The following is a 23,965-nucleotide window of genomic DNA, read 5'->3' on the forward strand; positions in this document are numbered from 1 at the left end:
CCGGCTGGGTGACGCTTTTCACGGTGAGGCGGCGAACGCGGCCGTCCCGTGCGGTCCAGTCAATCGTCTGACCCGCCGAGAGCCCGATCAGGGCGGCCCCGATCGGGGTCAGGATGGAGATCTTGCTGGCTGCAATATCGGCTTCGCCCGGGAAAACCAGGGTGACGAGCTTGTCCTCGCCCAGCTCGCTGGTGAAGCACAGGGTCGAGCCCATGCGCACGGTTTTCGCGGCGAGCTTGTTGTCGGCGACGACGCGTGCCCGATCGAGCTCGACGAGCAGGGGCTCGGCGACATTGGCGGCGGTGTCGGGCAGGGATTCGGCCAGTCTCCACAAGCGTTCATGATCGGAACGGGTCAGGGTGATGGCAGGTTTGAGTTTGCGTTTGGTGGCGGGAGCCATGGGCTGACCTCCTCTTGAGCATCGGGGCCGCAGGCGCGCCTCTGGCGTCGCTACGGTCGGGTAATTGTTTTCTGGAAGATGTGCCGCGTATCGGGCCGCGTTGTCAGCAATGCCTGAACCGCATTGCGAAACGCCGGCCTATACCCCTCGACCGGGGCGCGACGCGACCGGGCCGAGGGTCAGATGCCCGCGATCGGACACGCCCTGTAGGAAGTTGGAAGCCGGTGTGTGGTCATATTCATGCCCTCGAAGGTCTGCCTTCACACCTGCAATGTCAAGGTGGGCGGCCTGCGATGGCGCACCATTCATTAACGAGACCGGGGCATGCTGTCTGGGCAAACAGAACGGAATGGACCGGCCGCGATGGCGAATGCCGAACCCCTGGAGTTGATGGAGGAAGCACCGCGCCGCGCGCGCGATGTGCTGGCGCGCCGGCTGGCTGATATTGTCGGCCTGCCATCGAGCCGCCTGACGCCGCGCGAGCGCTGGATCGTCGCCGATCTTCTCTATGATATTCTGCGGGCCAGTGATGTGTCGGTGCGTCAGCGCTGCGCCCGCCGCCTGGCCGGCTTGCTGGAGGCACCCAGCCGCCTGTTGCGCGTTCTGGCCTGCGACCAGTTTGAAATTGCCGAGCCCATTCTCGAGGAGTCCCGGGCGCTGACCGATTTCGACCTGCTCGAAATCGTCCAGGCTGGCAGTCTGCAACACCGCATGACGATCGCCCGGCGCGAGAATATCAGCGAGATCATCTCCGCGGCGCTGGTCGCTGCCGGTGAGCCGCCCGTGGTGGAATGTGTGCTGAAGAACCAGACCACTGCTCTGGCGGCCCCAACCATTGATCGCCTTGTCGGCGCGGCCCAGGACGAGGTGCGCTATTCGGCTCTGTTGATCCGCCGCGCGGAATTGCGTCCGGCCCAGGCCTTTCGCCTGTTCTGGGATTGCGAGCACCGCGAACGGATCCAGATCCTCGATCGCTTTGCGGTTGACCGCACCATATTGATCGACTCGACCGAAGACATTTTCCCGATGGTCTCCGCGGAGGGCTGGGACGATCCACTCGTCACCCGGGTGCTGCGCTATATCGACCGGCGGCAGCGCAATCGCGATGCGGCCGAGCTAAGCCCCTATGGCTCGCTTGAGGGCGCTATTGACGCGTTTTGTGTCGAGGGCGGGCAGGCGGAGATCGTCGCGGAAATTGCCACCCTGGCGGCCATTCACAAACGGCTCTTCCTGCGGATGATGGACGATATGGCGGGCGAATCCCTGGCCATTCTGTGCAAGGCGACCGGGTTGAAATGGGTCAGTTTCCAGGGACTTTGGACCGGTCTTGGCCGCGCCGTGCAGGACGATGCCGTCGAGTTGGCGCGCAAGGTCTATGACAGCCTGTCGGTGGAAAAGGCGCAAACCGTGCTGCGCTACTGGAACCTCTCGATCGAAGACGCCGACAAGCGCTGAGGCGCCTGCGGCCCGTGATTTCAGCCGCGCCTGCTCACGCGCGCTCAAGGCAATATGCCTGATCGCAGATTGCGCATTGGTCATGTTCTGCGATTGCCGTCCCGCTTGTCTGGCCAAGCCCGGAATCTCGGGTTAAAAGCCGGGATAAAGGCAAATGCGTGCGGGGAGTTTTCATGACCTATAGCGTCGGTTTGACGGCCGTACTTGTCCTGCTCTGGCTCACACTTTCGGGCCAGTACACGCTGTCGGGCGATTATCCCCTGGTCATCGGATTCGGCGTGCTGAGCATCGTGGCAACCGTCGCGTTGACCGCCAGAATGCGGATCCTGGATCGCGAAACAGTCCCGATCCTGCCGGCCGTGCCGCTGGCCATGTACTGGATCTGGCTCGGCCGGGAAATCCTTGCGGCCAACCTGTCGGTGGTGAAGCTGGTGATGAAGCCGGAAATCGATGTCGAGCCGCGCCTGGTAAGGGTGCCCGCCGAACAGCGTTCCGGGCTGGGCCATGCCGTGTTCGCCAATTCCATCACCCTGACACCGGGCACTGTGACGATCGATGTCGAGGAGGACGGTTTCCTCATTCACGCGCTCGATACCAGCTTTACTGACCCGGCCGGTTTCGCCGAAATGGGTGCCCGTTCGGATCGGGCCTCCGATGGCAAGCGGAAGGTGCTCTGATGGACATGTTCAATTTCATCATGGCGCTCGGCATGGCCGGCGCGATGGCGATCATGCTGGCGCGCCTGTTTGCCGGGCCGACGCTGTATGACCGCGTTCTGGCGGCCAATTCCTTTGGCACCAAGACCATTCTCTTCCTGCTGGTATTCAGCGCCCTGTCCGGGCGGCAGGATGCCATCGACATCGCCATGCTCTACGCATTGATCAATTTCGTCGCGACCATCGCGATCCTCAAATTCTTCCGTTACCGCTCGCTGGAAATCTCCCTGGCCCAGATGTCGCTGCGCCGGGCCATCGACGGGGAGGATGAGGCATGAGCGCCGCCGAGATCTGGCATCATCTCCTGTTTGCCCTCAGCGTGGGGTCCCTGTCGCTGGGCCTGGTCTTCGTCCTGGCCGGTGCGATCGGCGTGATCCGCCTGCCGGATTTCTACACCCGCATGCATGCGGCCGGCGTCACCGATACGCTCGGTGCCGAACTCGTCATTCTTGGCCTGATCCTGCAGGCCGGAGACTGGCAGACCATGGCCAAGCTGGCCCTGGTTGGCCTTCTGCTCTTCCTGACCAGCCCGACCGCGACGCATGCCGTCGCCAATGCCGCGCACCGGGCCGGCCACAAGCCGGATCTGGCCCGCTTCAAGCCGGCGCACCCGCGTGAGCTGGGCGAAGAGGAGGGCAAGGCGTGAGCGATCTGACGCAATATCTCGACTATGCCCTGATCGGCATGCTGCTGGCCGTCGCCTTCGCCATCGTCCGGCTGCGCAACCTGTTCGCGGTCGTGATGCTGATGGGCGTCTACAGCCTGCTCTGCGCCGCCTGGTTCGTCTCGCTCGACGCGGTTGATGTCGCCTTCACCGAGGCCGCTGTCGGCGCCGGGATCTCGACCGTATTGCTGCTGGCGGCGATGCTCTTGACGGCCCGCGAAGCCGAGCCGAGCAAGCCGCAGCGCCATTGGGCCGCTTTGGCGGTGGTCGTCGCGGCTGGTGCTGCCCTGCTTTATGCCGTGCCTGACATGCCGGTCTATGGCGACGCGGAATCCGTCGCCAATGCCTATGTCGGCCGCGACTATCTCGAACAGACCCCGCATGACATCGCAGTGCCGAATATCGTGACGGCCGTTCTGTCCAGCTATCGTGGCTTTGATACGCTCGGCGAGACTGTCGTGATCTTCACTGCCGGGCTTGGCGTGATCCTCCTGCTCGGCTTCGGTGGCCGCAAGGGCGAGTCGAAAGGCAAGCCCGCGGCCAAGGCGGGTACGTCGGCGCGTGCGTCCAGAGCACCCAAGGCCACCAAGGCGGCCCGGCCGGCCAAAGAGGAGGGCGCATGATGAGCCCGCACCTGATCCTCCGCGTTGTGTCCAAACTGCTGATACCGATCATCGTGGTGTTTGGCTTCTACGTGCAATTTCATGGTGATTTCGGCCCGGGCGGCGGTTTCCAGGCCGGCGTGATCGTCGCCGTTGGCGTTATCCTCTACGCTCTGATCTTCGGGATGGAAGAGGCGCGCCGCGCCGTCCCTCCGGCGGCCGTGCGTTACCTGATGGCCGCCGGTGTGCTGCTGTTCGCCGGCGTCGGCGTCGCGACCCTGTTGATGAATGGGGCCGGCGAGCCGGTGAACTTTCTCGATTACGACGCCCTGCACCCTGATCAGAGCCATCATACCGGACAGCATTACGGCATTCTGCTGATCGAGCTTGGCGTCCTGTTCACGGTCTCATCGGTGATGCTGGCGATTTTCTATGCCTTCGCCGGACGGATCCCCGACTTGCCGGACGAGGACTGGTAGAATGCTTGATATCCTCCTGGAACGTTTCAACTATATCCCGATCATCGTGCTGATGATGACCGGGCTCTATGTCGTGTTCGCGACCGGTAACCTGGTCAAGCGCCTGGTCGGACTCTCCTTGTTCCAGACCTCTGTTTTCCTGCTCTACATCACGCTCGCGAAAGTGTTTGGCGGTCAGCCGCCGATCATCGCTGACGCGCATGGCGAGGATCATGGGGCTGCGGCCGCAGGCCATGGCGCCGCTGCCGCCGATGCCATGCTCTACTCCAATCCGCTGCCTCACGTTCTCATCCTCACCGCGATCGTCGTCGGCGTCGCCACCCTGGCCGTCGGGCTCGCCCTGGTGGTGCGGATCCGCGAAGCCTATGGCTCCATCGAGGATGAGGCGCTGAATGCGGCTGACTATTCGCGTGACACAGGAGCCGCTGGATAATGGATTTTCTGGCCCATCTCCTGCCGGCGGGAATCGCCGCGCACGCGCCGGTTCTGCTGGTCGTTATTCCGCTGATCCTGGCCCCGATTGCGGCGCTGATGCCGAGTGGCCGTATAGCCTGGGCGATTTCCCTTATCGCGGCCTTCCTGGTCGCCCTTCTCGCCCTGGTCCTGCTTGGCGAAGTCTCGCAGGCCGGCAGCGTCAGTTATCATCTTGGCGGCTGGGCGCCGCCGCTGGGAATTGAATACCGGGTCGATGCCCTCAATGTCCCCATCCTGCTGCTGGTCGGTTTTGTCGGCCTGCTCTGCACGATCTACGCCCTGCCCAGCGTGGCCGACGAGATCGAGCCCGGCAAACAGCCCATGTTCTACTCCGCCTTCCTGGTCTGTTTTACCGGCCTGCTGGGCGTCACGATCACTGGCGATGCCTTCAATGTCTTCGTCTTCCTGGAAGTCTCCTCCCTCTCGACCTATGCGCTCGTCGCAATGGGCGGCGGCAAGGACCGCCGGGCGCTGACCGCATCGTATAACTATCTCATTCTCGGCACGATCGGCGCGACCTTCTTCGTGATCGGTGTCGGTTTCCTCTACATGGCAACCGGCACGCTCAACATGGTCGATATCGCGCGCGTGCTGGCCGAGAACGGCCATAACCGGGTCACCGAAGCGGCCTTCGCCTTTATCGTCGTCGGACTGGGTCTGAAAGCGGCGATGTTCCCGCTGCATGTCTGGCTGCCGAATGCCTATGCCTTCGCGCCGAACTTCGTCACCGCCTTCCTCGCCTCGACCGCGACGAAAGTGGCCTTCTACGTGCTGATCCGCTTCCTGTTCTCGATTTTCCATCCGGAAGTCACCTTCGTGGCGGCCTCTTTCATCTGGATCTTCGCGGTGCTCGGCACGGTCGGCATGATCGTTGCCTCGGCGCAGGCGATCTTCCAGACCGATCCGCGCCGCGTGCTGGCTTATTCCTCGGTCGCCCAGGTCGGCTATATGATGCTCGGCCTCGGCATGGGCACGAAGGCAGGCCTGTCGGCCGGCATGCTGCATCTGATGAACCATGCGATGATGAAGGGGGCGCTTTTCATGGCGCTCGGGGCCTTCGCCCTCAAATTCGGCGTCCGCAGCATTTCCAGCCTCAACGGGCTAGGCCGCACCATGCCGGTTTCTGCCAGTGCCTTCACGATTTCCGGCCTGTCGCTGGTTGGCGTGCCGCTGACGGTCGGTTTCACCTCGAAATGGTATCTCATCCTCGCCGCGCTGGATCGCGACTGGTGGTGGGCAGTGGCGGCGCTGATCGCTTCCTCGCTGCTGGCGCTGGTCTATGTCGGCCGCATGCTGATGGCGATCTGGATGGAGGAGCCACCAACCCATCAGGGCAAGGCCGTTGCCGCCAGCATGGCGCCCTGGGCAGTGGTGGTGCCGATGTCGATCCTGGCGCTGGCCAATGTGTATTTCTTCTTCAATGCCGACCCGCTGGTCTATCTGGCGAATGCCGCAGCCGAAGCCGTGATGGGGGGGCGCTAGATCATGTGGACTCCCGAACTTGCCCTGGCGCTGGCGCTGGCCATTCCCGCCCTTGGAGGCGTCTTGGTGGCGCTGCTCGGCAATCGCCCCAATTGGCGCGAGGGGGCAACCCTCGTCTCCGGCGTGCTGCTGGCCCTCAATATCGCCTATCTCGTCGAGATCGCCCCGAGCCAGCCAACCCTGGTCCTGGCATCGATTGCGCCCGGGCTGGAACTGGCCTTCAAGCTCGAACCGCTCGGTGCCCTGTTCGCCGCGGTGGCGAGTGGGCTGTGGCTGGTCAATTCGCTGTATTCGATCGGCTATATGCGCGGCAATAACGAGAAGAACCAGACGCGTTTCTATGTCTGTTTCTGTATCGCGATCGCCGGTGCCATGGGCGTCGCACTGTCGGGCAATCTGTTGACGATGTTCGTCTTCTACGAAGTCCTGACCCTGTCGACCTATCCGCTGGTGACCCATAAGGGCGATGCCGCGGCGCGGCGCGGTGGCCGCATCTATCTGACGATTCTGCTCGGCACCTCGATCGGCCTGCTTTTGCCCGCCATCATCGCGACGCAATTCCTCGCCGGCTCGACCAATTTCATTGCCGGTGGCCTGCTCGCGCTGAACGATGTCACGCCGATGATTGCCGGCATCCTGCTGGTGATGTTTGCTTTTGGTATCGGCAAGGCGGCGCTGATGCCGGTCCACGCCTGGTTGCCCAATGCCATGGTGGCGCCGACCCCGGTTTCAGCCTTCCTGCACGCGGTTGCGGTGGTGAAGGCCGGTGTTTTCGCAATGCTCAAGGTGGGCACCTATATTTTCGGCCCCGCATTGATCGCGGCCACCCCGACTTCCCAGCCCCTGGCCTGGATCGCCGCCGGCTCGATCGTGCTCGCCTCGCTGATCGCGCTGACCAAGGATAATCTCAAGGCGCGGCTGGCCTATTCGACCATCAGCCAACTCTCCTATGTCACCCTGGCGGTGATGCTGGGCTCGCCCCTGGCGATGCTGGGCGGCGCGCTGCAGATTGTCATGCATGCCTGGGCCAAGATCACGCTCTTCATGAGCGCCGGCGCGATCTACACCGCGACCAAGAAGACCAATATTTCGCAAATGCGCGGTCTCGGCCGGCACATGCCCTGGCTGTTTGGCGCCTACACCATCGGGGCGTTGTCGATCATCGGCCTTCCGCCCCTGGCGGGCATGTGGCCAAAACTCTTCCTGATGCAGGGCAGTTTCGAAGCGGGCCAGGTTGTCCTGGCGACGGCGCTGATCGCCTCCTCCCTGCTTAATATCGCCTATCTGCTGCCGCTTTCCGCCCGCGGGTTTTTCGAGCCGCCTGAAGAGGCCAAGCTGAAGAAGCCGGCGCCGATGCTGGTGATCCTGCCGCCGGTGATCACGGCCGCCGGCGTCATCATCCTGTTCTTCCTGATCGGTCCCTTGCGGGATTACCTCCTGCCCGTGTTCGAGCCGGTCGCGACTGTCGAGACAGTGCTATGAGCCAGAAGCCCGCTAAAAGAGACGATCTGGTCCATCCGATCGCACGGCCCTTTCTCTGGCTTGAGTCGAGCTGGCTGAAGTCCAGCATGGTCTGGGTACTGGGCGCGCTGGCGATCGGCCTTGGCGCGTTTGATTTTATCCATAACCGCCATGACTACCTGGATATCGCCGAAATGCCGGGCTTTTACGCCCTGGCGGGCTTTGGCAGTTTTGTCCTCGCGGTCATGGGCGGCTGGTTCGTGATCCGCCACTTCCTTGGGCGGGACGAGAATTACTGGGACGGGGAGGCTGGCGATGAGTGAGTTTTTCGCCGAATTCTCGCCGGCCTGGCCGATCATTATCGGCGGTCTGATTTCAGCGCTGATCCCGAACAATAATGTGCGCAAGGGCCTGGCCCTGCTCGCCCCCGTGCTTGCCGGCCTGTGCTGGTATAATCTCGAGCTCGGAACGTTCGGCGTTGTCGAGTTTGGCGGTTTCACGCTCGAGACCCTGCGTTTCGATGCCTATAGCCGTATCTGGAGCCTGATCTTCATCATCGCGGCCTTCCTGAACGGGCTCTATGGCCTGCATGAGAAGGATCGCGTCACCGATGCCGCCGGACTGATCTATGCCGGCGGCGCGCTCGGCGCGGTGTTTGCCGGCGATCTGATGACGCTCTTCCTGTTCTGGGAGCTGACCGCGATCTCCTCGGTCTTCCTGATCTGGAGCGCGCGCAACAAGGCCGCGACCAAGGCCGGGCTGCGCTATCTGGCGATCCATGTCCTGTCGGGCGTGCTCTTGCTGACCGGTGCCGTCATTCATGCCGGCGAGACCGGTAGCTGGGCTTTCGAGCATATCGGCCTCGACTCGCCGGGCGGCTTCCTGATCTTCATCGCCTTCGGCATCAAAGCTGCCTTCCCCTTCCTGCACAACTGGCTGCAGGACGCCTATCCCAAGGCGACGGTGGTCGGCACGGTCATCCTGTCGGCCTTCACCACCAAGATGGCGATCTATGCCCTGGCCCGCGGTTTCGCCGGTGAGGACAGCCTGATCTATATCGGCGCGATCATGACCATTTTCCCGGTCTTCTTCGCCGTGGTCGAGAATGATCTGCGCAAGGTCCTGTCCTACTCGCTCAATAACCAGCTCGGCTTCATGGTCGTGGCGATCGGGATCGGCTCCGAACTGGCGCTCAATGGCGCGGCGGCGCATGCCTTCGTGCACATCATCTATAAGGGCCTCCTGTTCATGAGCATGGGCGCGGTGTTGCACCGGGTCGGAACGGTCAAGGCATCGGAGCTGGGCGGTCTGTTCAAGTCGATGCCGGCGACGGCGTTCTTCTGTCTGATCGGGTCGGCCTCGATCTCGGCCTTTCCGCTCTTCTCCGGCTTCGTGGCCAAGGCCATGATCCTGGCCGCCGTCGCCCAGGAAGGGCATTGGGTGGTCTGGCTGATGCTGGTCTTTGCCTCCGCGGGCGTACTCGAGCACTCGGGGATCAAGATCCCGTATTTCGCCTTCTTCGGCCATGATAGCGGCCGCCGTGTGCGCGAGGCGCCGGTCAATATGCTGATGGCGATGGGGCTGGGCGCGCTGATGTGCGTCTATCTCGGCATCAATTACGGCAAACTCTATGATTTGCTGCCCTATCAAAACGCCATCTACCAGCCCTATACCTTCGACCATGTCGTCGGGCAGATGCAGCTCCTGCTCGGTGCCATCTTCGCCTTCGCCTTCCTGCTGAAGGTTGGGGCCTATCCGGCGGAGAAGCGCTCGGTCAATCTCGACTTCGATTGGGTCTATCGCCGCTTCGGCGATGGCCTGGCGCGTTGGAGCTGGCTGATGCTCGACCGGCTTTCGGCCTCCATGGGCAATGTCTGGGGGCGTTTGATGAGCGGAATTGGTGGTCGACTGTATCAGGTATTCAGTCCTATGGGTGCCCTGAGCCGAGATATCCCCAGTGGAGTGCTCGCAATCTGGACCAGCGCTTTGCTGGCGGTTGTCCTGATCATCGCCTATTTTTCGACCTGATATTTCAATGTAGTATCGCGAATGCTGGCCGCGCAACACGTATGGGTTGCGCGGCCTTTTCTTGCGATCAAAATAGGAATATTATCCCCGCCTGGGTGTAGCCCTCCTAGCATGGGCGGGCCGGGACGATCTGAAAGGCGTTCCGGTTCGTAACGACCGGGAGCGCAAGATGACGCAAGAAATTTCAAAAATGGGCGTGGATATCGCCCGGGCCCGTCTGGCCCAGAGTGCCGTGGCCTACGCTTTTGGCGTGCCCCAGGACGAGCTCGAGGCACCGACGCGGCGGTCGCGCGAAGCCGCCTTTGCCCGACAGGCCGCCATGTATCTCGCCCATATCGCCTTCGAATTGTCCCTGACCCGGGTGGCCCAGGCCTTCGGCCGCGACCGCTCGACCGCAGCGCATGCCTGTCACCGGATCGAGGACCAGCGCGATGATCGCGGCTTCGACCAGTCGATGGATGCTCTTGAAGCCTGTCTGCGTGCGGCACCGCAACCGGGTGAGGCCGACTGATGCCGTCGGCCGGAGACGAGAACCTGCCGCGTTGGCTGCATTGCCTGGCGCGTAATGGCACCGCGCTGAAGCCCTGTATTGGCGGCGGCGGATATGGGGTCTTCCCCGGCGGCGATCGCCGCCGGCGGCCGCTGGCGCGCCTTGATGCCGCCCAGTTGCGCCAGGCGCTCGCCAGGGGGTTGCTCAGCCAGAGCGGCGACACCTTCGAACTGGATCCCAGCGGGCGGGCCGCCATCGAACGCCAGAGGGGTGAGGGTTACGCCGCCCCCCACCGCACCATGAGCGCCTGTAGTGTGCTCGGCGAGGATGGCCGCTTGCACCCGGTCCAGCGCAATACAAGCGAGGGGGCGCTGGGACGCTGGGCGGGCCAGCTCGATCCGGTGGAATGCGCGGCGGCGGAACGCTTTTGCGCAGACCATGCCTGTTCCAGCCTGCATCAGCACACGACGCGCAACTGGTCATTGACCGCCACTTGCCGCCCGCAGGGCTGGCGGGGTGGACCGGAAGCGGCCTCGCTGGCGACGATCGCTGCCAAGGATCGTGTGATGGATGCGCTCGCCGCCCTGGGCAGCGGCATGGATCAGCTGGTGATGGCGGTCTGTATTCGCGGGGAGGGCATGGCCGCGGTCGAACGGCGCTTCGGCTGGGCCCAGCGCTCTGGCAAGACGGTGCTGAAGCTTGCCCTGCAGCAATTGGCGCGGCATTACGGGCTGAAAGCCTAGTTTGAGGCCGCTGCCCGTATCCGGCCGATCATCGAGGCCAGGCCATTGGAGCGCTGCGGGGAGAGATGTTCCGACAATCCGATCCGTGCCAGCACTTCGCGCGCATCGACCGAGAGAATGTCCTCGCGGCTGCGGCCGGAATAGAGGCGCAGCAGGAGCGCGGCGAGGCCACGCACGATATGCGCGTCGCTGTCGGCGTGAAAAACGAGATGGCCGTCTGCGTCGGGTTCGACAATCAGCCAGACCTGGCTGACACAGCCCTGGACCCGGCTTTCCTCGGTTCGCTGAGCATCGGGAAGGGGCGGCAAGGCCTTGCCCATATCGATCAGATAGCGGTAGCGCTGTTCCCAATCGTCCAGCAGGTCGAATTCCTCGACCAGTTCCTCGATTTCGATCTGGATTGGAGTTTGGGTCATCACAGCGTGGAGTTAAGCCGCGCTGCGGACAGGATCAAGCCGTAGATGCGGTCAGTGCCGCCCGGCGATCAGAAAGGGCAGGTCATCAAGAGGCAGAAGCCTGGCGATCCTCGATGGCGGTTTCGATTTGTGTCGCGGCAAAGCCGGCCAGAAAGCCGCCCAGCTGGACAGCCTCGGCCCCGGCCTCGCAGAGCGCTTCGCGGTCCACACACCAGCTATCCACCGCCTGGCCGGCATCAATGCGTGTTGATGCCGTATCGAAGGGCAGGTCCATAGCTTCGCCTGCGAAGTCACGCGGGACAAAAACCGACACGATTGCCAGCCAGAACGCAGCACGTAGAAAAAACATCATCGACCAACCTCAAACCAAGTCTATCGCCGGGGTGTACCGGCAGTAGTTGCAGGATCGAGGCTAGGTCAGGTTTTCAGCTATTGCACGCGATTCCAGGGTTTAGCGGAAACGGCGTGCGAAACTGGAGCAATGTTTTTGTCTAAAATTTGATCGCGTCTCTAAACGGTACACTTTTTGTTAAGGTCTTGGCGGATCAGGCTGCGGGCTCAATCAGTCCCGGTCGCGGCCGATACGCCGAGACAGCGGCTGACGTCCAGCAGCGCGTGCTCGGCGATGCAGAAACTGTCCTCATATTTGAAATGGCCGGCGGCGACGCACTGTTGCAGGTCAAGCCTTGCCCAGGTCAGGCAACGCTCGACGACCGGATCTGACAGCAGGGCGTTGATCAGCTCGGTCGACTGGCTTGGATCGTTTGAAATCGCCTGAAGGGCTGCGACAGAGAGGATGCGTCCAATGCGATCCCGGTCGGGATCGATCACGGCATCGCCGACCGTCAGGGTTAATTGCGGCGTGGCGTAGGCGCCCATGCGCGCGATTTCCGGATGGTCATAGAGTGCAGAAGCCGGCACTACCCCGTCGAGCCCGGTATCGAGCGAGAGCAGGAATTCATTGCTCAGCGGCACGCTCGGTGCTGAGCCTGCATTCTCCAGCGCCGAGAGGCGCGACCGGCGATCACCGGCTCTCGCCTGGGCCCAGCGCGTCGCCTGCAGGTCATAGGCGGCAGCGCGATAGCGGTCGCTGACTTCACGAATGCCGGCGCTGTCGCGCTCGAGTGCATCGACCACGGAGGCCTCGGCGGTATCGGCATGGGTGAAGCTGATCGCATAGGTCGGGTCATAGAGCAGGCCGGACATCGCGGCCTGGGCGCCATAATAGTCAGCCAGTTCACGGACATCATCGAGATATTCGGGGTGCTGGGCGGCGATCATCGCGGTGTAGGCGATCCAGGCGCGAACCAGGCGGTCATGAACATAGAAGGCGGTCAGCCGGTCCATCGCCGAGTCGAGATCCTCACCCGACCCGATCGGCGCAGAGCGCAGATCCGCCACGACGCCGTGGAAAGCAGCATAATCTCCGGCGGCCGTGCGCACGGCGTCGGCCTGTGCCGGTTCGACCGCATCGAGCTGCAGGACGGGCGGCTGAGCCATGCCTGCATCCTGGCCGTCGCCATCCAGTGCGGTCGTCAGAGCAAGCGCTGCAAGGATGGATATGAACATCGGGTAGCCTCCATAACCCTGTGAACCCACAGTGTGCCCCGGACACGCCCGCTCTCCAAGCCTTGAAATACATTGCCCGGAGACAGACTTTCCAGCGTGAAACAGTAAACGCCAAAAGTTTACGATTCAGCATTTGTTAACGCCAGAGGCAAAGATTACGGGCTGAGGCTTGCGCTGAGTCGCAACGGGAAAAAATGCACACTCGAAAACGAGACATTGCTGCTTGGATCGCGCGCCGCGGTGGTCCCGTAACCAATCTCATCTGGATTGGGACGGTCGCTGCGGCCATGCCCCAACTCTGGCCGATCCTTGAAGGGCCGGCCTGGTTGAACATGGCCGGTTCCCTCGCCGTGGCATTTCCGGCAATTGCCGGCCTCGTTCTCGCGCCGCGTCTCGATCGATCCTTCGAACGCTTTGTACTGGCCATGCTGTGGACATCGCTGGCGGCCATCGTCGCAGTGTCGGGCGGCGGTGTGACCGGTACCGGCGTGCTCGCCTTCCTGCTGGCGCCGGCGATGGCGGCCGGGGGCGGCGACCGCGATGCCATCGTCAAGGCGGGCGCAATGTCCGGCCTGGCGGCCCTGGTCGTAACGGGGCTGCAACTCACCCATTTCATCCAGCCGCAGCCGATCGCGGTGGAATACCATCTGCCCTTTATCCTCGGCATCGTGCTGGTCGTGACCTATGGCTTCACCTGTGCCGCGATCCGCTCAATCCGCGCCAATGACCTGGCCAGCCTTGAGGCCGAGCACGGCCGGGTGCGTGGACGGGCCTTTGATGCCGCCCCGGCGGCCATTCTCGCTTGCGACAATGACGGCAATATTCTCGCCGTTTCCCGCGGTTTGCGCGAACTCTCGCCGGGCCTGCCGCGCGAATTGTTCAATCTTCCGATCGCCGATCTCGGCTTTGATGATGAAGATCGTTCCGAGCTGGCGCGCGCGGCGCGCCGCGCGGCCGCGAAGCCGCTGTCGGATCTGCTGAGCATTCGGGGCGGCCGCGGCAATCCCGAACGCGTCAAGCTCGAGGCCCGGCCGATCGAGGGTGGTTCGGTGTCGGTGCTCGCCCGCGATTATAGCGCCGAGACCGAAAACGCACTGCGCGAGGCCGAGGAAGCACGTGCGCTCGCGCTGGAAGAGGCTCGCGCCAAGTCGCAATTCCTCGCCTCGGTCAGTCATGAATTGCGAACGCCGCTCAATGCGATCATTGGATTCTCCGATGTCATGAAAGCCCGGCTGTTCGGGCCCATGCCGGCGCGTTATGCGGAATATGCCGATCTCATTCATGAGAGCGGCCAGCATTTGATGGAATTGATTGGCGATGTGCTCGACATGTCGAAAATCGAGGCCGACAGTTATGATCTCTCACGCGAGAGTTTCGACATTTCCGAAGTGGTCGGGCTGAGCGTCAAGATGATGCGCTTGCAGGCTGAGGAAGCCGGTCTGTCGCTCTCGGTCGAGACCGGCGATCAGCCCATCCTGGTGAATGCCGATCGCAAGGCCCTGCGCCAGATTCTGCTGAACCTGCTCTCCAATGCCGTGAAATTCACCCCGGAAGGCGGCGCGGTTGTCGTGATGGCCAGAGCCTCTGGCGCTGATCTGGTGCTGGCAGTCGGTGATAGCGGCGTCGGGATGGATCCCCAGGAGGCTGCCCGGCTGGGCCAGCCCTATCGCCAGGCATCGAGCGCACGCGAAGTCGATACCCGCGGCACCGGGCTTGGCCTGTCACTGGTTCGGGCCCTGGCAGGGCTGCATGGCGGCACCATGTCGATCGCCAGCGCCAAGGGTGTGGGCACGACCATCACCGTGACCTTGCCTGTACTGACTCAGGCGATGGGGCAGGTCGACACACTGCGCCGGCTCAATGTTCACCAGCAGATCGAGCGTGCTCAGGAAGCTTCCCAGTCACTTGGTGCGCAGGCCAGCGTAGCCTGATCCTGCCGGTCAGCTTTCCGGCAGGTCGATCTGTGACGCGTCGCTGATCGCCGCTCGCAGGAAGGCAATCGCGGCGGCGAAGTCGCCAATTTCAAAATAATCGGACGCCACCCGCTCGCCATTGCGGTCCATCAGATCAATCCGGGCTGTTTCGCGCGGGTCGAGCTGACCAAGCTGCTGCACGACAGAGGGCGGGAAGCGGAAGACATGTCCCTGGCTTGCGCCCGCCAGGGCATCGGCCGCCGGCCCATCCATCTGATCGCTGGCCCAGACCAGCCGCCGGGCAAATTCCGGCGGCGTCCACTGGGCCCAGCTGGCGCTGGCGGGCCCGGCAAACATGCCGCCCATGGTCGGATCATATAATTCGGGGGCGCGTTGTGGGTCGCGCATGACCAGAATGGCCGAGATGTATTCGCCGCTGTCGGGCAGGGCGATGGTAAAGCTGATATCACCGTCGACCCGGCTGATGCCGGCCCGGATGCGACCCGTGTCCTGGAGCAGGGCCCAGACCGGTTCATCGGTCAGAATCTGGCGATTGGCAAACCAGGAAAAAGCGATGCCCGGAAAGGTCATATTGCCGACGCGCAGATAACCCTCAAAGGCTGTCAGCACACGATCTCGCATCGCCAGGATTTCGGCGGAATCACAATCCCGGCTCCCGGCTTCGGCAGCGATTTCATCGCCATAGGCCTGGATCCGTCCGGGCGCGATACCGCTGCGCAACAGGGCGCCCCGGGCCTGCAGCCGTGCGGCATCAAGCGCGGCACGCTGGCGATCAGTGAAGAGGTCGCAATGCGCGTCCATGGCCAGGGCTGCGGTGCGTTCGCCGAAGATCAGATCGGCATCCTGCGCGCTCGCGGCACTGGTGAGGCCAAACAGGCCCAGGGCCAAGGCGTGGAAGGCAGAACGCATCGCATTTCCCCGATATTCCGAAGAAATGACGCTAACACGGCAAGTTTTACGACGCGTGAACGCGGCGGCGGCGCCAAATGCCCCGGATCAGCATGATGAAGGCGATGCCGAACAGCATGAAGGCGGCATCGCGCGTGTGGTCGAGCGCGAATTCCTGGGCCCGCTCGCGAAGACCCGGTGCCGTGACACTGTAATCGAGCGCGGTGACGCCGCGAACGCTCCAGACGGCCGCACGGCCTTCCAGGGCGTGCCACAGATTGGAGCGCGCCAGGCTGCGGCTGGCGGATTCAAAGGAGGACAGTTCCGGCGATGTCAGCGTGCCAATCCAGCGGCCGGGCTGCTCGGCATCGCGGAACAGCGAGGCCACACCAATGCTGCGCCCGTCTTCCGGCGTGGCCGGGGAGGTGCTTTCATCGGCATAGGCGGCGGCGGCGAGGCGCATCAAGCCGCGTTGACCGCGGCTGCGCTCGGCGGCGCGCATGGCGGCACCGAACTCGGCGGGAGCATTGCGGCCGAGGGCTGCGATACTGCTGCTGCCGGGGCCGACAATGAGGAGATTGTGATTGGCGGGAGCCTGATCATGCTCTTCGCCATACCAGGCATAGAGCCAGGCTTCGCCACTCACGAGCGCGCCGCGCGCCAGCACCGAGAGCGCACCATAGCGGTCGGCGCGCGTGCGTGTGGTGAACTGAACGGCCGTGCGTGACCCCTGATCGGCGCTGAAGGGCAGGCCTGATGCGGCCAGTGTCCGCAAATCGGCATTGGCGCTCAGACGGCGGGCATCGCGGACCTGGGCCGTGCCGAGACGCTGGGCGGTGATGGCGTCGGCGGCCACGAAGCTGCGGCCGTAACCCTCAAACGAGCGGGCGGCGAACAGACGCGCGGCGGCGACGGCCTCGTCGATATTTCGGCCGGTGACGATCAGGCGCTGCGCCTCGCCGGCGCCGAAGGCGATCTCCGGGCCCTGGCTGCGATTGCCTGTCCGCAGGATGGCGCGGTCGCGCTCGTCGAGGCGGTCATTCTCGGCAATCCGGATCACCAGGTCGGCATTGGCTTCATCGCCGCCGAACAGCGGCACATTGCCGGCCCGCAAGGCGACGCCCTGGGCGACGAGGCTTTCCAGTGTGGCGCGCTGGCGGCTGATATCGGTAATCAGGGCGATACGGCGCGGGGCGGCAAAATCGGCGGCGAGCGCCAGTTCCAGCTCGCCCAGAGAGGTGATCGGGCTGTCCTGCTCCAGCGTCAGGCGCAATTGCGACCGGCTGGCATCGACGATCCAGCCCGTCGTGGCCGTGTCGCTTGAATAGGAGACTTCGAGTATGTTTTCGCCGGGCTGAATGTCGGCGGAGAAAAGGGCAAAGCGTGCTTCGATCGCACGGGGTTGTGGCCGGATGATAATTGGCTCGCCGCCATTGATGGCGACCTGGATGCGGCCATTGCTGCCATCGCTTGCGGGGCGGGCGGCCAGTCGAAGCCAGGCTTCCGAGCTATAGGTATTGGGAGGAAGGTAAAACCGGATGCGGGTCCGCGCCTGGCTGGAGGAGAGAACGAAGGCGTCCATTCCGGTCTCGAGATCGGCCAGTGTGCGCTCTTCGATCCGGGTGCCTTCGACGCTATTCTGGTCCAGGATGGTGGCAGGCGGACTGTCCTGATTCCCTTGCCCAAAAGCCTGACTTGCCGCCGACGCACAAAGTGCCATCGCAACCAACGCAACTCGTACCAACATAGAACGCTCCCTTACCCCGTTAATACGTTATTAAGCAATTCGGCGGCCAGCAATGAAAATCATTCAACTAAAAACCGGATTCTGGGTGGAGGCCTTGCTGCGCAGGGCTGCGACCGGACTGGCGGCGGCCTATGTGATTCGCCACGGAGACGAAGATGCCGGTGCTGTACTCGTCAAGGTGGCAGACCTGTCGGGGCAGGCGGAATTATTTGTCCCGGCGCGGGACGAAAACGGCGACCGGATCTGGACGCGCTTTCGCGACAAGCCGGTTGCGGAGGCGGAAGTCGACGCCTATTGCCGCCGCCGCGCCGAGGGCGATCCGGATATCTGGGTGGTCGAGATCGAGGACCGGCAGGGGCGAAGCTTTTTAACGGAGCCGGTCGCGGATTCTTAACAACCGTGGCCTAGAATGGCGTTGTTGAGTTTTGGGGTTTGCGGGGACGTCCGATGTTGTTCTTGTTCAACGAAAAGGTTTTCGACCTGGGCGACCTTGTGTCGGTCCTGAAGGACGGTACGATTCCCTTGCCGGCGGCGCAGTTCGAGACGCTCACCACCGGCCATCTCACTTCATTGCTGCGCGAAGCGCTGTTCGTCGACCCCCTGATGGCGACCAACAAGCCGGACCGGACCAAACATCTTGCCGCCCTGATTGCCTACCGGGCACCGGCAGCCAATGCCCTCCTCGGGGTTCGCCCCGACGGCGCTGACGGCCCCGATGATGTCGGGCTGCGCTTTGCCAATGTCCCGATGGTGATCCTGACCTATCTGTGGAAGCGTCAGAATGAGGGTGTGCTCGAGCCCGCGGTCATCAATGAGGAAGTCTGGAACCGGGTGACGGAAAACTTGCACAGCGCCTACTGATCGGGCTAGTTCGGGGCTTGCACTCTCAGCGGGCCAGTTCATGACTTCTCCGACGATTGATGCGCCGGAATGGGCGCGTCGCCGCAGCTTCGCCATTATCTCTCATCCTGATGCCGGCAAGACCACGCTGACCGAGACCATGCTCCTGGCCGCCGGGGCGATCCGCATGGCGGGGCAGGTCCGGGCACGCGGGGAAAACCGCCGCACACGGTCCGACTGGATGAAGATCGAGCAGGAGCGGGGGATTTCCGTCTCGGCTTCCGTGATGACGTTCGAACATCGCGGCCTGTTGTTCAACCTGCTCGACACGCCCGGTCACGAGGATTTCTCCGAGGATACCTATCGCACGCTGACCGCCGCCGACAGCGCGATCATGGTGCTCGATGCCGCCAAGGGCGTCGAGCCGCGGACCCTGAAACTGGTCGAGGTCTGCCGCCTGCGCGATATCCCGATTGTCACCCTGATCAACAAGATGGACCGCGAGGCGCTCGACCCGGTCGATCTGCTGCAGGACATCCAGGACAAGCTCGCCCTCGACGCCGTGCCGATGCAATGGCCGGTTGGTTCCGGCCAGCGCTTCAAGGGCGTGGTCGATCTGGAGACGGATGAGCTGGTGCTGTATCAGCGCCCCGGCGTTGAACATGATCGCGAAGCCGCATCGGAACGGCTGCCGCTCGACGGACCGGAAATTCGCGAACTCCTGTCGGAGGCCGAAATCGAGGAGGCCCGTGATGGCGCCGAAGTGGCGCGCGAGCTGTGTCCGGCCTTCAACCCGCAAAGCTTTCTGGAAGGCCATATGACGCCGGTCTTCTTCGGCTCGGCCCTGCGCGGTTTCGGCGTGCGCGAATTGCTCGACGGGCTGGCGGACAAGATCCCCGGACCGGCACCAATGAAGGTGCAGATCAATGGCGAGCAGACCTATATGCAGCCCGGCGACAAGGAAGTGTCCGGCTTCGTGTTCAAGGTGCAGGCGAATATGGACGCCAATCACCGCGACCGCGTCGCCTTCGTGCGCCTGTGTTCGGGCAAGTTCCGCCGCGGTATGAAACTCAAGACCGAGACCGGCAAACAGCTCACCGTCTCCTCGCCCATCCTCTTCTTCGCCCAGGACCGCGAGATTGCCGACGAGGCCTTCGCCGGCGATGTGATGGGGGTTCCCAATCACGGCACGCTGCGCGTTGGCGACAGCCTGTCGGAGAGCGGCAAGCTGCGCTTTTCCGGCATCCCGAATTTCGCGCCGGAAATCCTGCGCCGCGCCCGTCTGGCCGATCCGCTCAAGGCGAAACACCTCAAGAAGGCGCTGGAAAGCCTGGCCGAGGAGGGTGTCACCCAGCTGTTCCGTCCGGTGCTCGGCGGCGATTTCATCGTCGGCGCGGTCGGCTCGTTGCAGATTGATGTGATGCGCGAACGCGTCGCGGCGGAATACGGGCTTGAGGTGACCTTCGAGCCGGCACCCTACGAGACCGCACGCTGGCTCGGCGGCAGCGAGGAGGAGATCGAGGCCTTCGGCGAGCGGCACAAGTCCGCCATGGCGGTCGATATTGACGGCAATCCGGTGTTTCTCGCCAAGAGCAATTGGGAAGTCTCCTATTCGGAAGAGAAATTCCCCCAGATCAAATTCCACCGCGTACGGGAAAGGGCCTCCTGATGCGGCTGCAGGACCAGACCGGTTTTCTTGCCCAGTCGGGCGAATTATGGGCCCAGGCGGTTGCCGTCTGGCAGACCTCCTTCCTCGGGGTCAGCGTCGGGCACGGGGTCAGCGCCGTCGTCGTGGTGGTGTTGGGTATCACGCTGAGATCCGTTCTCGCGGGCACGCTCATCGCGGTGCTCAAGCGCATGGCGCAAAAGACCGAAAACGGCGTCGATGATGCCATCGTCGATGCCCTCGCCGGGCCGCTGAAACTCCTGCCGGTGACGATCGCACTCTTCTTCGCGTTGAATATTCTCGAGGCCGGGACCGGCAGTACGGCGATTTCCGATGTCGACCGTATCATTCCGTCGCTGGTCGCGATCGGGATTTTCTGGGCCTTGCACAACACTGTTGAACCCTTCATCCATCTGATGCGGGCGCTGCAGAACGCGCTCACCCCGGTGATGCTCGACTGGCTGACCAAGGCAATGCGGATCCTGTTCGTCGTTATTGGCGCCGCCGCCGTCCTGCAGATCTGGGACATTCCGGTCGGCGGCATCATCGCCGGTCTCGGCCTGTTCGGCGTCGCCGTCGGGCTTGGCGCGCAGGACCTGTTCAAAAATCTGATCGGTGGCCTGCTCGTACTGGCAGAAAAGCGCTTCCTGCCCGGCGACTGGATCAAGGTCGATGGCGTTGTCGAGGGCACGGTCGAGGCGATCAATTTCCGCTCCACCCTCGTGCGCCGCTTCGACAAGGGGCCGGTCTATGTCCCCAATTCGAAATTGTCCGACAATGCGGTCACGAATTTTTCCCGCATGACGCATCGGCGGACCTATTGGATTATCGGCGTGCGCTATGACACCAGCGTCGAGCAATTGAAGACCATTCGCGACCGCGTGCTCGACTATGTCACCAACCACCCCGGTTACGCCCAGGCACCGGAGGTCTCGACCTTCATGCGGGTGGACAGCTTCGGACCCTCCTCGATCGATTTCATGCTCTACTGCTTCACCCGCACCACCAATTGGGGCGAATGGCTGGCGCTGAAGGAAGAACTCGCCTTCACGATCAAGACCATTGTTGAAGAGGCGGGCACCGATTTCGCCTTCCCGTCGAGCTCGATCTATCTGGAGCAGGGCGCCGAGCTGTTTTCACCGCCAACCGCCGTCGAGGCCGGCTGACGCCCGCCAGGTCGCGCCTGGCTGTCGCCGCCAATCCGGCACCGGCATCGCTGTTCTAGCTGCCGGCCGCCGAGGTTGCAGCAATACTGCTTGCCGAGATCGCCGCGATCATCGCCGCCTGGGCCGCGATAACGGCGGCGAGCGCGCTGGCGCTGGCCGTCGGATTGCGGCCATGGTCGTCGAAGGCGATCAGGCTGGCCAGCCGGGTGCGGCAATAACCGACCGATGTCAGCGCTTTCGGCATCGCCTTCGTCATCTCGGAAATCGGGATCAGATCCGCGGGGGTACGGCCGGCGGCAGCCCACTCCATGGTCATTGAACGATCACTGCGTCCGCGCAGAAAACGATCGGCGCGCCGTGCATCCTCGAGCGCATTGAAGCGTGCCAGCACGATCTCCGGCGCCTGCTCGAGCAGGACGCATTGGCGGGCACCATCGCGCCGGTGTCCCCTGGCGCGGCGGTCGGCACCAAACACGGCCTCGGCATGGGCCCGTGCTTCGACGACAGTCTCGGGACGGCTCCCGGCAAGCACATGTGCGGCGGCGAATGTATCCGTGACGGCATCGTCCGAGCGCCACCAGGGTGGCCGGACGGCCCGTTTCATGGCGTAGAAGGCGTCGACGACGCCGGGGCCGGCCTCGCCGAGGCTGAGTATGAGCGCGGCGCGCGAGCCGCCGGCATGCAGCCGGCCCGTCTTCGATATCGCCCGTGCCTGCCGCAGGGCTTCGCGCGCGTAGAGGAAATGTCCGGCCTCAACGCCATGCGCGCCGAGCATGGCTGCATAGACCCAGCGCATGGCGCCGCTGGGCGCGTTGAATCCGCCCAATGCTGTTTTCAACGCCTCATAGCGGGCGCGGGTCGCTGCGGTCAGGGCAGCGTCGGTCCCGTCGGCATGCACCATCGCGACGGCTGCGAAGGCCGCGGCCTGCTGGTCGGGCCGGGGCTTGCTGTCGCGCAGGCTGGCGGCAAGTCGATTGAAACGGTCGAGCGGGGTGTCCATGCCATATTCCCTGATTGCTGCTAAGCCTCAGGATAACACGCACGGAAACGTGTCGTGGCAGGGATTATGGGCCTGAATATCCCGCCTTCAGGCGGCGACATCCCGGCGCATGCGCCAGAAGCGCATGGCGCGGGCTGCGTCCTCGACCGTGATCCGGTCATAGAGGAGGCCGAGCTCCTTGGCGTCCCGGAAAGCGTCCTCGGTCGCACTGCTGCGCAACACCGCCAGGGTAACGAACAGCGCCTTGTCAAACCCGGCCGAGCGGCAGATCAGCGCCAGCGGGTCGATGCATTCCTGGTCGATGGCCCGGCGGGCGGCGACGCGGTCGACACCGGTCATTTCCGCGAAGGCGACATGGAAGCGCGTCATTTCACGTTCGCGTAGCAAGCGGGCCAGCAGCCCGCCATTGAGCATTTTGCGCACCGCCATGCCGCGAACGAATTTCTCCGCTTCCTCGGCGTCCTGGTCCTGGCTCATGCGTTCGCTGAGCCGCGCATGGGAGGCGGCCAGTGCCTGCTCGACCAGGGCCGGGTCCATACCGTCAAAGCGCTCCAGGATGTGATCGCGAAGATGGTTTTCGACGGTCAGCATCAAATCACCGAGCAGATCGGCCGGCGTGTCCTTGCGGCGGACCACCGGAGCCTGCAGCACTTTTGAGTGTTCGGCCCGTTCAGCGACCGATTCAAAACTTGCGCGGGATAGTCTGGCGCCATCATTTCGGACCAGGGCCGCGACGGTGTCATCATCGCCGCGGCGGACAATGGTGTCGGAAAGGCGTTCGGAAACCAGTTCGCGCTGCGAAATCGCCTTGAGCTGTGGCTGCGCGCCCTGTTCGGCGATCGACAATAACTCCGCTTCGCTCAGCGCGGTCGAACGCGCCAGGATCGGGGCCGCAACCTCAATCGCATCACGCGCCAGTTTGAGCAGCATGCCCCGTGGCGCCAGCGGCGTGTCGGCGAAACGTTCGGCGAGTTCGGCGCGCGCGCCTTGCGCGGTCTGTTCCGCCAGCGCACTGAGCACATCATCAAATTCCTGCGATACGGGGGTGTCGCGTTCCGGCGGTTCATCGAAAAACATGTCGGTGACTTCGCGCAGCAAGGTGCGGCGTCGATCACTGGAGCGTTCTTTCGCCAGCTCAAGCAGGGTGCTCAACTTGCTGATAACGGCCATGAAGCTACTCTTTCAGTCTCGGTGCCGGATAGACAGGCCGGATCATGGCAGCCGTAGGTAAAAGAAGTCTCTTCGCGAGCGATCAAATTGTCCGGGCCTGGCGGAAGTTTCAGGGTGGATTTCCGGGGGCGCAAGTCTCAGTGCGGGCCCGGCAGGGTCGCACGCAGGGCGGCGATTTCGCGCGCGCTTGGGCTGCGTTCGCTGGCCGCCTCGATTTGCGCCGCGATATCACTGGCCAGGCCTGTCACCCGGCGCGGCGCGGGATGAGGCGCCGGAGTCGAGGCGAGCAGGGCGCACTGGCCGTCGATGTCCTCCAGCCCCGGCGGGGTCCAGACCCAGGAACGGCATTGTGCCTGCCCGTCGCAAAGGGCCGCGCACATGGCCTGGCTGCCGTTGGTCAGGCTGACGCGTTGATAGACAGAGCCGGTCCGTGTCCAGCCATGAAGGATGTCGCCGGCCCTGGCCGGCGCGGCGGTCAGCGCGAGAGACAGGGTGAGGCAGATCAGGGTGGGGGGAAGGTGCATGGCCGCAGTGTGCCGCTGCCGCCCTAATAAAAGCTTGCTGCGAGGCGCTGC

The 23,965-nt window shown here is 63.5% G+C and carries 27 protein-coding genes; 18 read left to right on the forward strand and 9 right to left on the reverse strand.

Features of this window, described 5'->3' with window-relative positions:
• Positions 1–400: nucleoside diphosphate kinase regulator (gene rnk, locus AAC023_RS07815; RefSeq protein ID WP_339739866.1), on the reverse strand; the 400-nt coding region annotated here is incomplete at its 3' end.
• A 363-nt stretch (positions 401–763) separates the two neighbouring features.
• On the opposite strand from rnk, the gene AAC023_RS07820 reads away from it, so the two are divergent.
• The 13 genes from AAC023_RS07820 (at position 764) to AAC023_RS07880 (ending at position 10,994) form a co-directional block, all read left to right on the forward strand.
• The gene (locus tag AAC023_RS07820) at positions 764–1,855 is read left to right on the forward strand and encodes a DUF2336 domain-containing protein (protein WP_339739868.1); all 1,092 of its coding nucleotides are present in this window, start codon (positions 764–766) and stop codon (positions 1,853–1,855) included.
• Between the two features lie 173 nt (positions 1,856–2,028).
• Positions 2,029–2,532: a Na+/H+ antiporter subunit E gene (locus AAC023_RS07825; protein ID WP_339739870.1), complete on the forward strand. Its 504-nt coding sequence runs from the start codon at positions 2,029–2,031 to the stop codon at positions 2,530–2,532.
• Positions 2,532–2,849, forward strand: a complete 318-nt coding sequence (locus AAC023_RS07830) for a monovalent cation/H+ antiporter complex subunit F (protein ID WP_339739873.1) — start codon at positions 2,532–2,534, stop codon at positions 2,847–2,849. The genes AAC023_RS07825 and AAC023_RS07830 overlap by 1 nt, the downstream gene beginning before the upstream one ends.
• On the forward strand, positions 2,846–3,217 hold the full coding sequence (gene mnhG / locus AAC023_RS07835; protein ID WP_339739875.1) for a monovalent cation/H(+) antiporter subunit G: 372 nt from the start codon (positions 2,846–2,848) through the stop codon (positions 3,215–3,217). The genes AAC023_RS07830 and mnhG overlap by 4 nt, the downstream gene beginning before the upstream one ends.
• Positions 3,214–3,858: a DUF4040 domain-containing protein gene (locus tag AAC023_RS07840; RefSeq protein WP_339739877.1), complete on the forward strand. Its 645-nt coding sequence runs from the start codon at positions 3,214–3,216 to the stop codon at positions 3,856–3,858. Before mnhG ends, AAC023_RS07840 begins: the two co-directional genes overlap by 4 nt.
• A complete protein-coding gene (locus AAC023_RS07845; protein ID WP_091768014.1) occupies positions 3,855–4,316 on the forward strand; it encodes a Na(+)/H(+) antiporter subunit B in 462 nt (153 codons plus the stop codon). Before AAC023_RS07840 ends, AAC023_RS07845 begins: the two co-directional genes overlap by 4 nt.
• Before the next feature lies 1 nt (position 4,317).
• Positions 4,318–4,749: a cation:proton antiporter subunit C gene (locus tag AAC023_RS07850; protein ID WP_339739881.1), complete on the forward strand. Its 432-nt coding sequence runs from the start codon at positions 4,318–4,320 to the stop codon at positions 4,747–4,749.
• Positions 4,749–6,272, forward strand: coding sequence for a monovalent cation/H+ antiporter subunit D family protein (locus AAC023_RS07855; protein ID WP_339739883.1), 1,524 nt, complete (start codon positions 4,749–4,751; stop codon positions 6,270–6,272). The genes AAC023_RS07850 and AAC023_RS07855 overlap by 1 nt, the downstream gene beginning before the upstream one ends.
• A gap of 3 nt (positions 6,273–6,275) precedes the next feature.
• Positions 6,276–7,754, forward strand: a complete 1,479-nt coding sequence (locus AAC023_RS07860) for a proton-conducting transporter membrane subunit (protein WP_339739885.1) — start codon at positions 6,276–6,278, stop codon at positions 7,752–7,754.
• Positions 7,751–8,056, forward strand: coding sequence for a hypothetical protein (locus tag AAC023_RS07865; RefSeq protein WP_339739887.1), 306 nt, complete (start codon positions 7,751–7,753; stop codon positions 8,054–8,056). The genes AAC023_RS07860 and AAC023_RS07865 overlap by 4 nt, the downstream gene beginning before the upstream one ends.
• A complete protein-coding gene (locus tag AAC023_RS07870; RefSeq protein ID WP_339739889.1) occupies positions 8,049–9,761 on the forward strand; it encodes a Na(+)/H(+) antiporter subunit D in 1,713 nt (570 codons plus the stop codon). Before AAC023_RS07865 ends, AAC023_RS07870 begins: the two co-directional genes overlap by 8 nt.
• Positions 9,762–9,930: 169 nt before the next feature.
• On the forward strand, positions 9,931–10,272 hold the full coding sequence (locus AAC023_RS07875) for a helix-turn-helix domain-containing protein (protein ID WP_339739891.1): 342 nt from the start codon (positions 9,931–9,933) through the stop codon (positions 10,270–10,272).
• Positions 10,272–10,994, forward strand: coding sequence for a DUF6456 domain-containing protein (locus tag AAC023_RS07880; RefSeq protein WP_339739892.1), 723 nt, complete (start codon positions 10,272–10,274; stop codon positions 10,992–10,994). The genes AAC023_RS07875 and AAC023_RS07880 overlap by 1 nt, the downstream gene beginning before the upstream one ends.
• On the opposite strand, the gene AAC023_RS07885 is transcribed toward AAC023_RS07880, so the two are convergent.
• The 3 genes from AAC023_RS07885 to AAC023_RS07895 form a co-directional block, all read right to left on the reverse strand.
• Positions 10,991–11,410, reverse strand: coding sequence for a SufE family protein (locus AAC023_RS07885; RefSeq protein ID WP_339739894.1), 420 nt, complete (start codon positions 11,408–11,410; stop codon positions 10,991–10,993). The genes AAC023_RS07880 and AAC023_RS07885 overlap by 4 nt on opposite strands.
• Before the next feature lie 85 nt (positions 11,411–11,495).
• Positions 11,496–11,762, reverse strand: coding sequence for a hypothetical protein (locus AAC023_RS07890; RefSeq protein WP_339739896.1), 267 nt, complete (start codon positions 11,760–11,762; stop codon positions 11,496–11,498).
• 206 nt (positions 11,763–11,968) lie between these two features.
• The gene (locus tag AAC023_RS07895) at positions 11,969–12,979 is read right to left on the reverse strand and encodes a hypothetical protein (protein ID WP_339739898.1); all 1,011 of its coding nucleotides are present in this window, start codon (positions 12,977–12,979) and stop codon (positions 11,969–11,971) included.
• Between the two features lie 287 nt (positions 12,980–13,266).
• Between AAC023_RS07895 and AAC023_RS07900 the strand changes: the two genes are divergently transcribed.
• Complete coding sequence (locus AAC023_RS07900) at positions 13,267–14,910, forward strand: HAMP domain-containing sensor histidine kinase (protein WP_339739900.1); 1,644 nt, start codon at positions 13,267–13,269, stop codon at positions 14,908–14,910.
• Positions 14,911–14,919: 9 nt separating this feature from the next.
• Here AAC023_RS07900 and AAC023_RS07905 read toward each other — a convergent pair whose 3' ends face one another.
• Positions 14,920–15,822 carry a hypothetical protein gene (locus AAC023_RS07905; RefSeq protein WP_339739902.1) on the reverse strand — a complete coding sequence of 301 codons (903 nt, stop codon included), beginning with the start codon at positions 15,820–15,822 and terminating at the stop codon, positions 14,920–14,922.
• A gap of 46 nt (positions 15,823–15,868) precedes the next feature.
• Positions 15,869–17,548, reverse strand: a complete 1,680-nt coding sequence (locus AAC023_RS07910) for a hypothetical protein (RefSeq protein WP_339739904.1) — start codon at positions 17,546–17,548, stop codon at positions 15,869–15,871.
• Positions 17,549–17,600: 52 nt separating this feature from the next.
• Here AAC023_RS07910 and AAC023_RS07915 point away from each other — a divergent pair, with 52 nt between their 5' ends.
• The 4 genes from AAC023_RS07915 to AAC023_RS07930 are packed head-to-tail and all read left to right on the forward strand — an operon-like array spanning position 17,601 to position 21,220.
• Positions 17,601–17,942, forward strand: a complete 342-nt coding sequence (locus AAC023_RS07915) for a DUF1491 family protein (protein ID WP_339739906.1) — start codon at positions 17,601–17,603, stop codon at positions 17,940–17,942.
• A 53-nt stretch (positions 17,943–17,995) separates the two neighbouring features.
• On the forward strand, positions 17,996–18,409 hold the full coding sequence (locus tag AAC023_RS07920) for a hypothetical protein (RefSeq protein WP_339739908.1): 414 nt from the start codon (positions 17,996–17,998) through the stop codon (positions 18,407–18,409).
• A 40-nt stretch (positions 18,410–18,449) separates the two neighbouring features.
• Positions 18,450–20,057: a peptide chain release factor 3 gene (locus tag AAC023_RS07925; RefSeq protein ID WP_339739910.1), complete on the forward strand. Its 1,608-nt coding sequence runs from the start codon at positions 18,450–18,452 to the stop codon at positions 20,055–20,057.
• Positions 20,057–21,220, forward strand: a complete 1,164-nt coding sequence (locus tag AAC023_RS07930; RefSeq protein WP_339739912.1) for a mechanosensitive ion channel family protein — start codon at positions 20,057–20,059, stop codon at positions 21,218–21,220. Before AAC023_RS07925 ends, AAC023_RS07930 begins: the two co-directional genes overlap by 1 nt.
• A gap of 55 nt (positions 21,221–21,275) precedes the next feature.
• Here the strand turns inward: AAC023_RS07930 and AAC023_RS07935 are convergent, their stop codons facing one another.
• From AAC023_RS07935 to AAC023_RS07945, 3 genes are all read right to left on the reverse strand, one after another.
• Positions 21,276–22,220, reverse strand: coding sequence for a hypothetical protein (locus AAC023_RS07935; RefSeq protein WP_339739914.1), 945 nt, complete (start codon positions 22,218–22,220; stop codon positions 21,276–21,278).
• 87 nt (positions 22,221–22,307) lie between these two features.
• Entirely contained in the window at positions 22,308–23,390 is a 1,083-nt protein-coding gene (locus tag AAC023_RS07940) for a DUF2336 domain-containing protein (protein WP_339739916.1), read from the reverse strand.
• Between the two features lie 137 nt (positions 23,391–23,527).
• Positions 23,528–23,914: a PAN domain-containing protein gene (locus AAC023_RS07945; protein ID WP_339739918.1), complete on the reverse strand. Its 387-nt coding sequence runs from the start codon at positions 23,912–23,914 to the stop codon at positions 23,528–23,530.
• Between the last annotated feature and the right edge of the window lie 51 nt (positions 23,915–23,965).

This window comes from uncultured Maricaulis sp. (assembly GCF_963976135.1).
In the GTDB taxonomy this organism is placed as follows: domain Bacteria; phylum Pseudomonadota; class Alphaproteobacteria; order Caulobacterales; family Maricaulaceae; genus Maricaulis.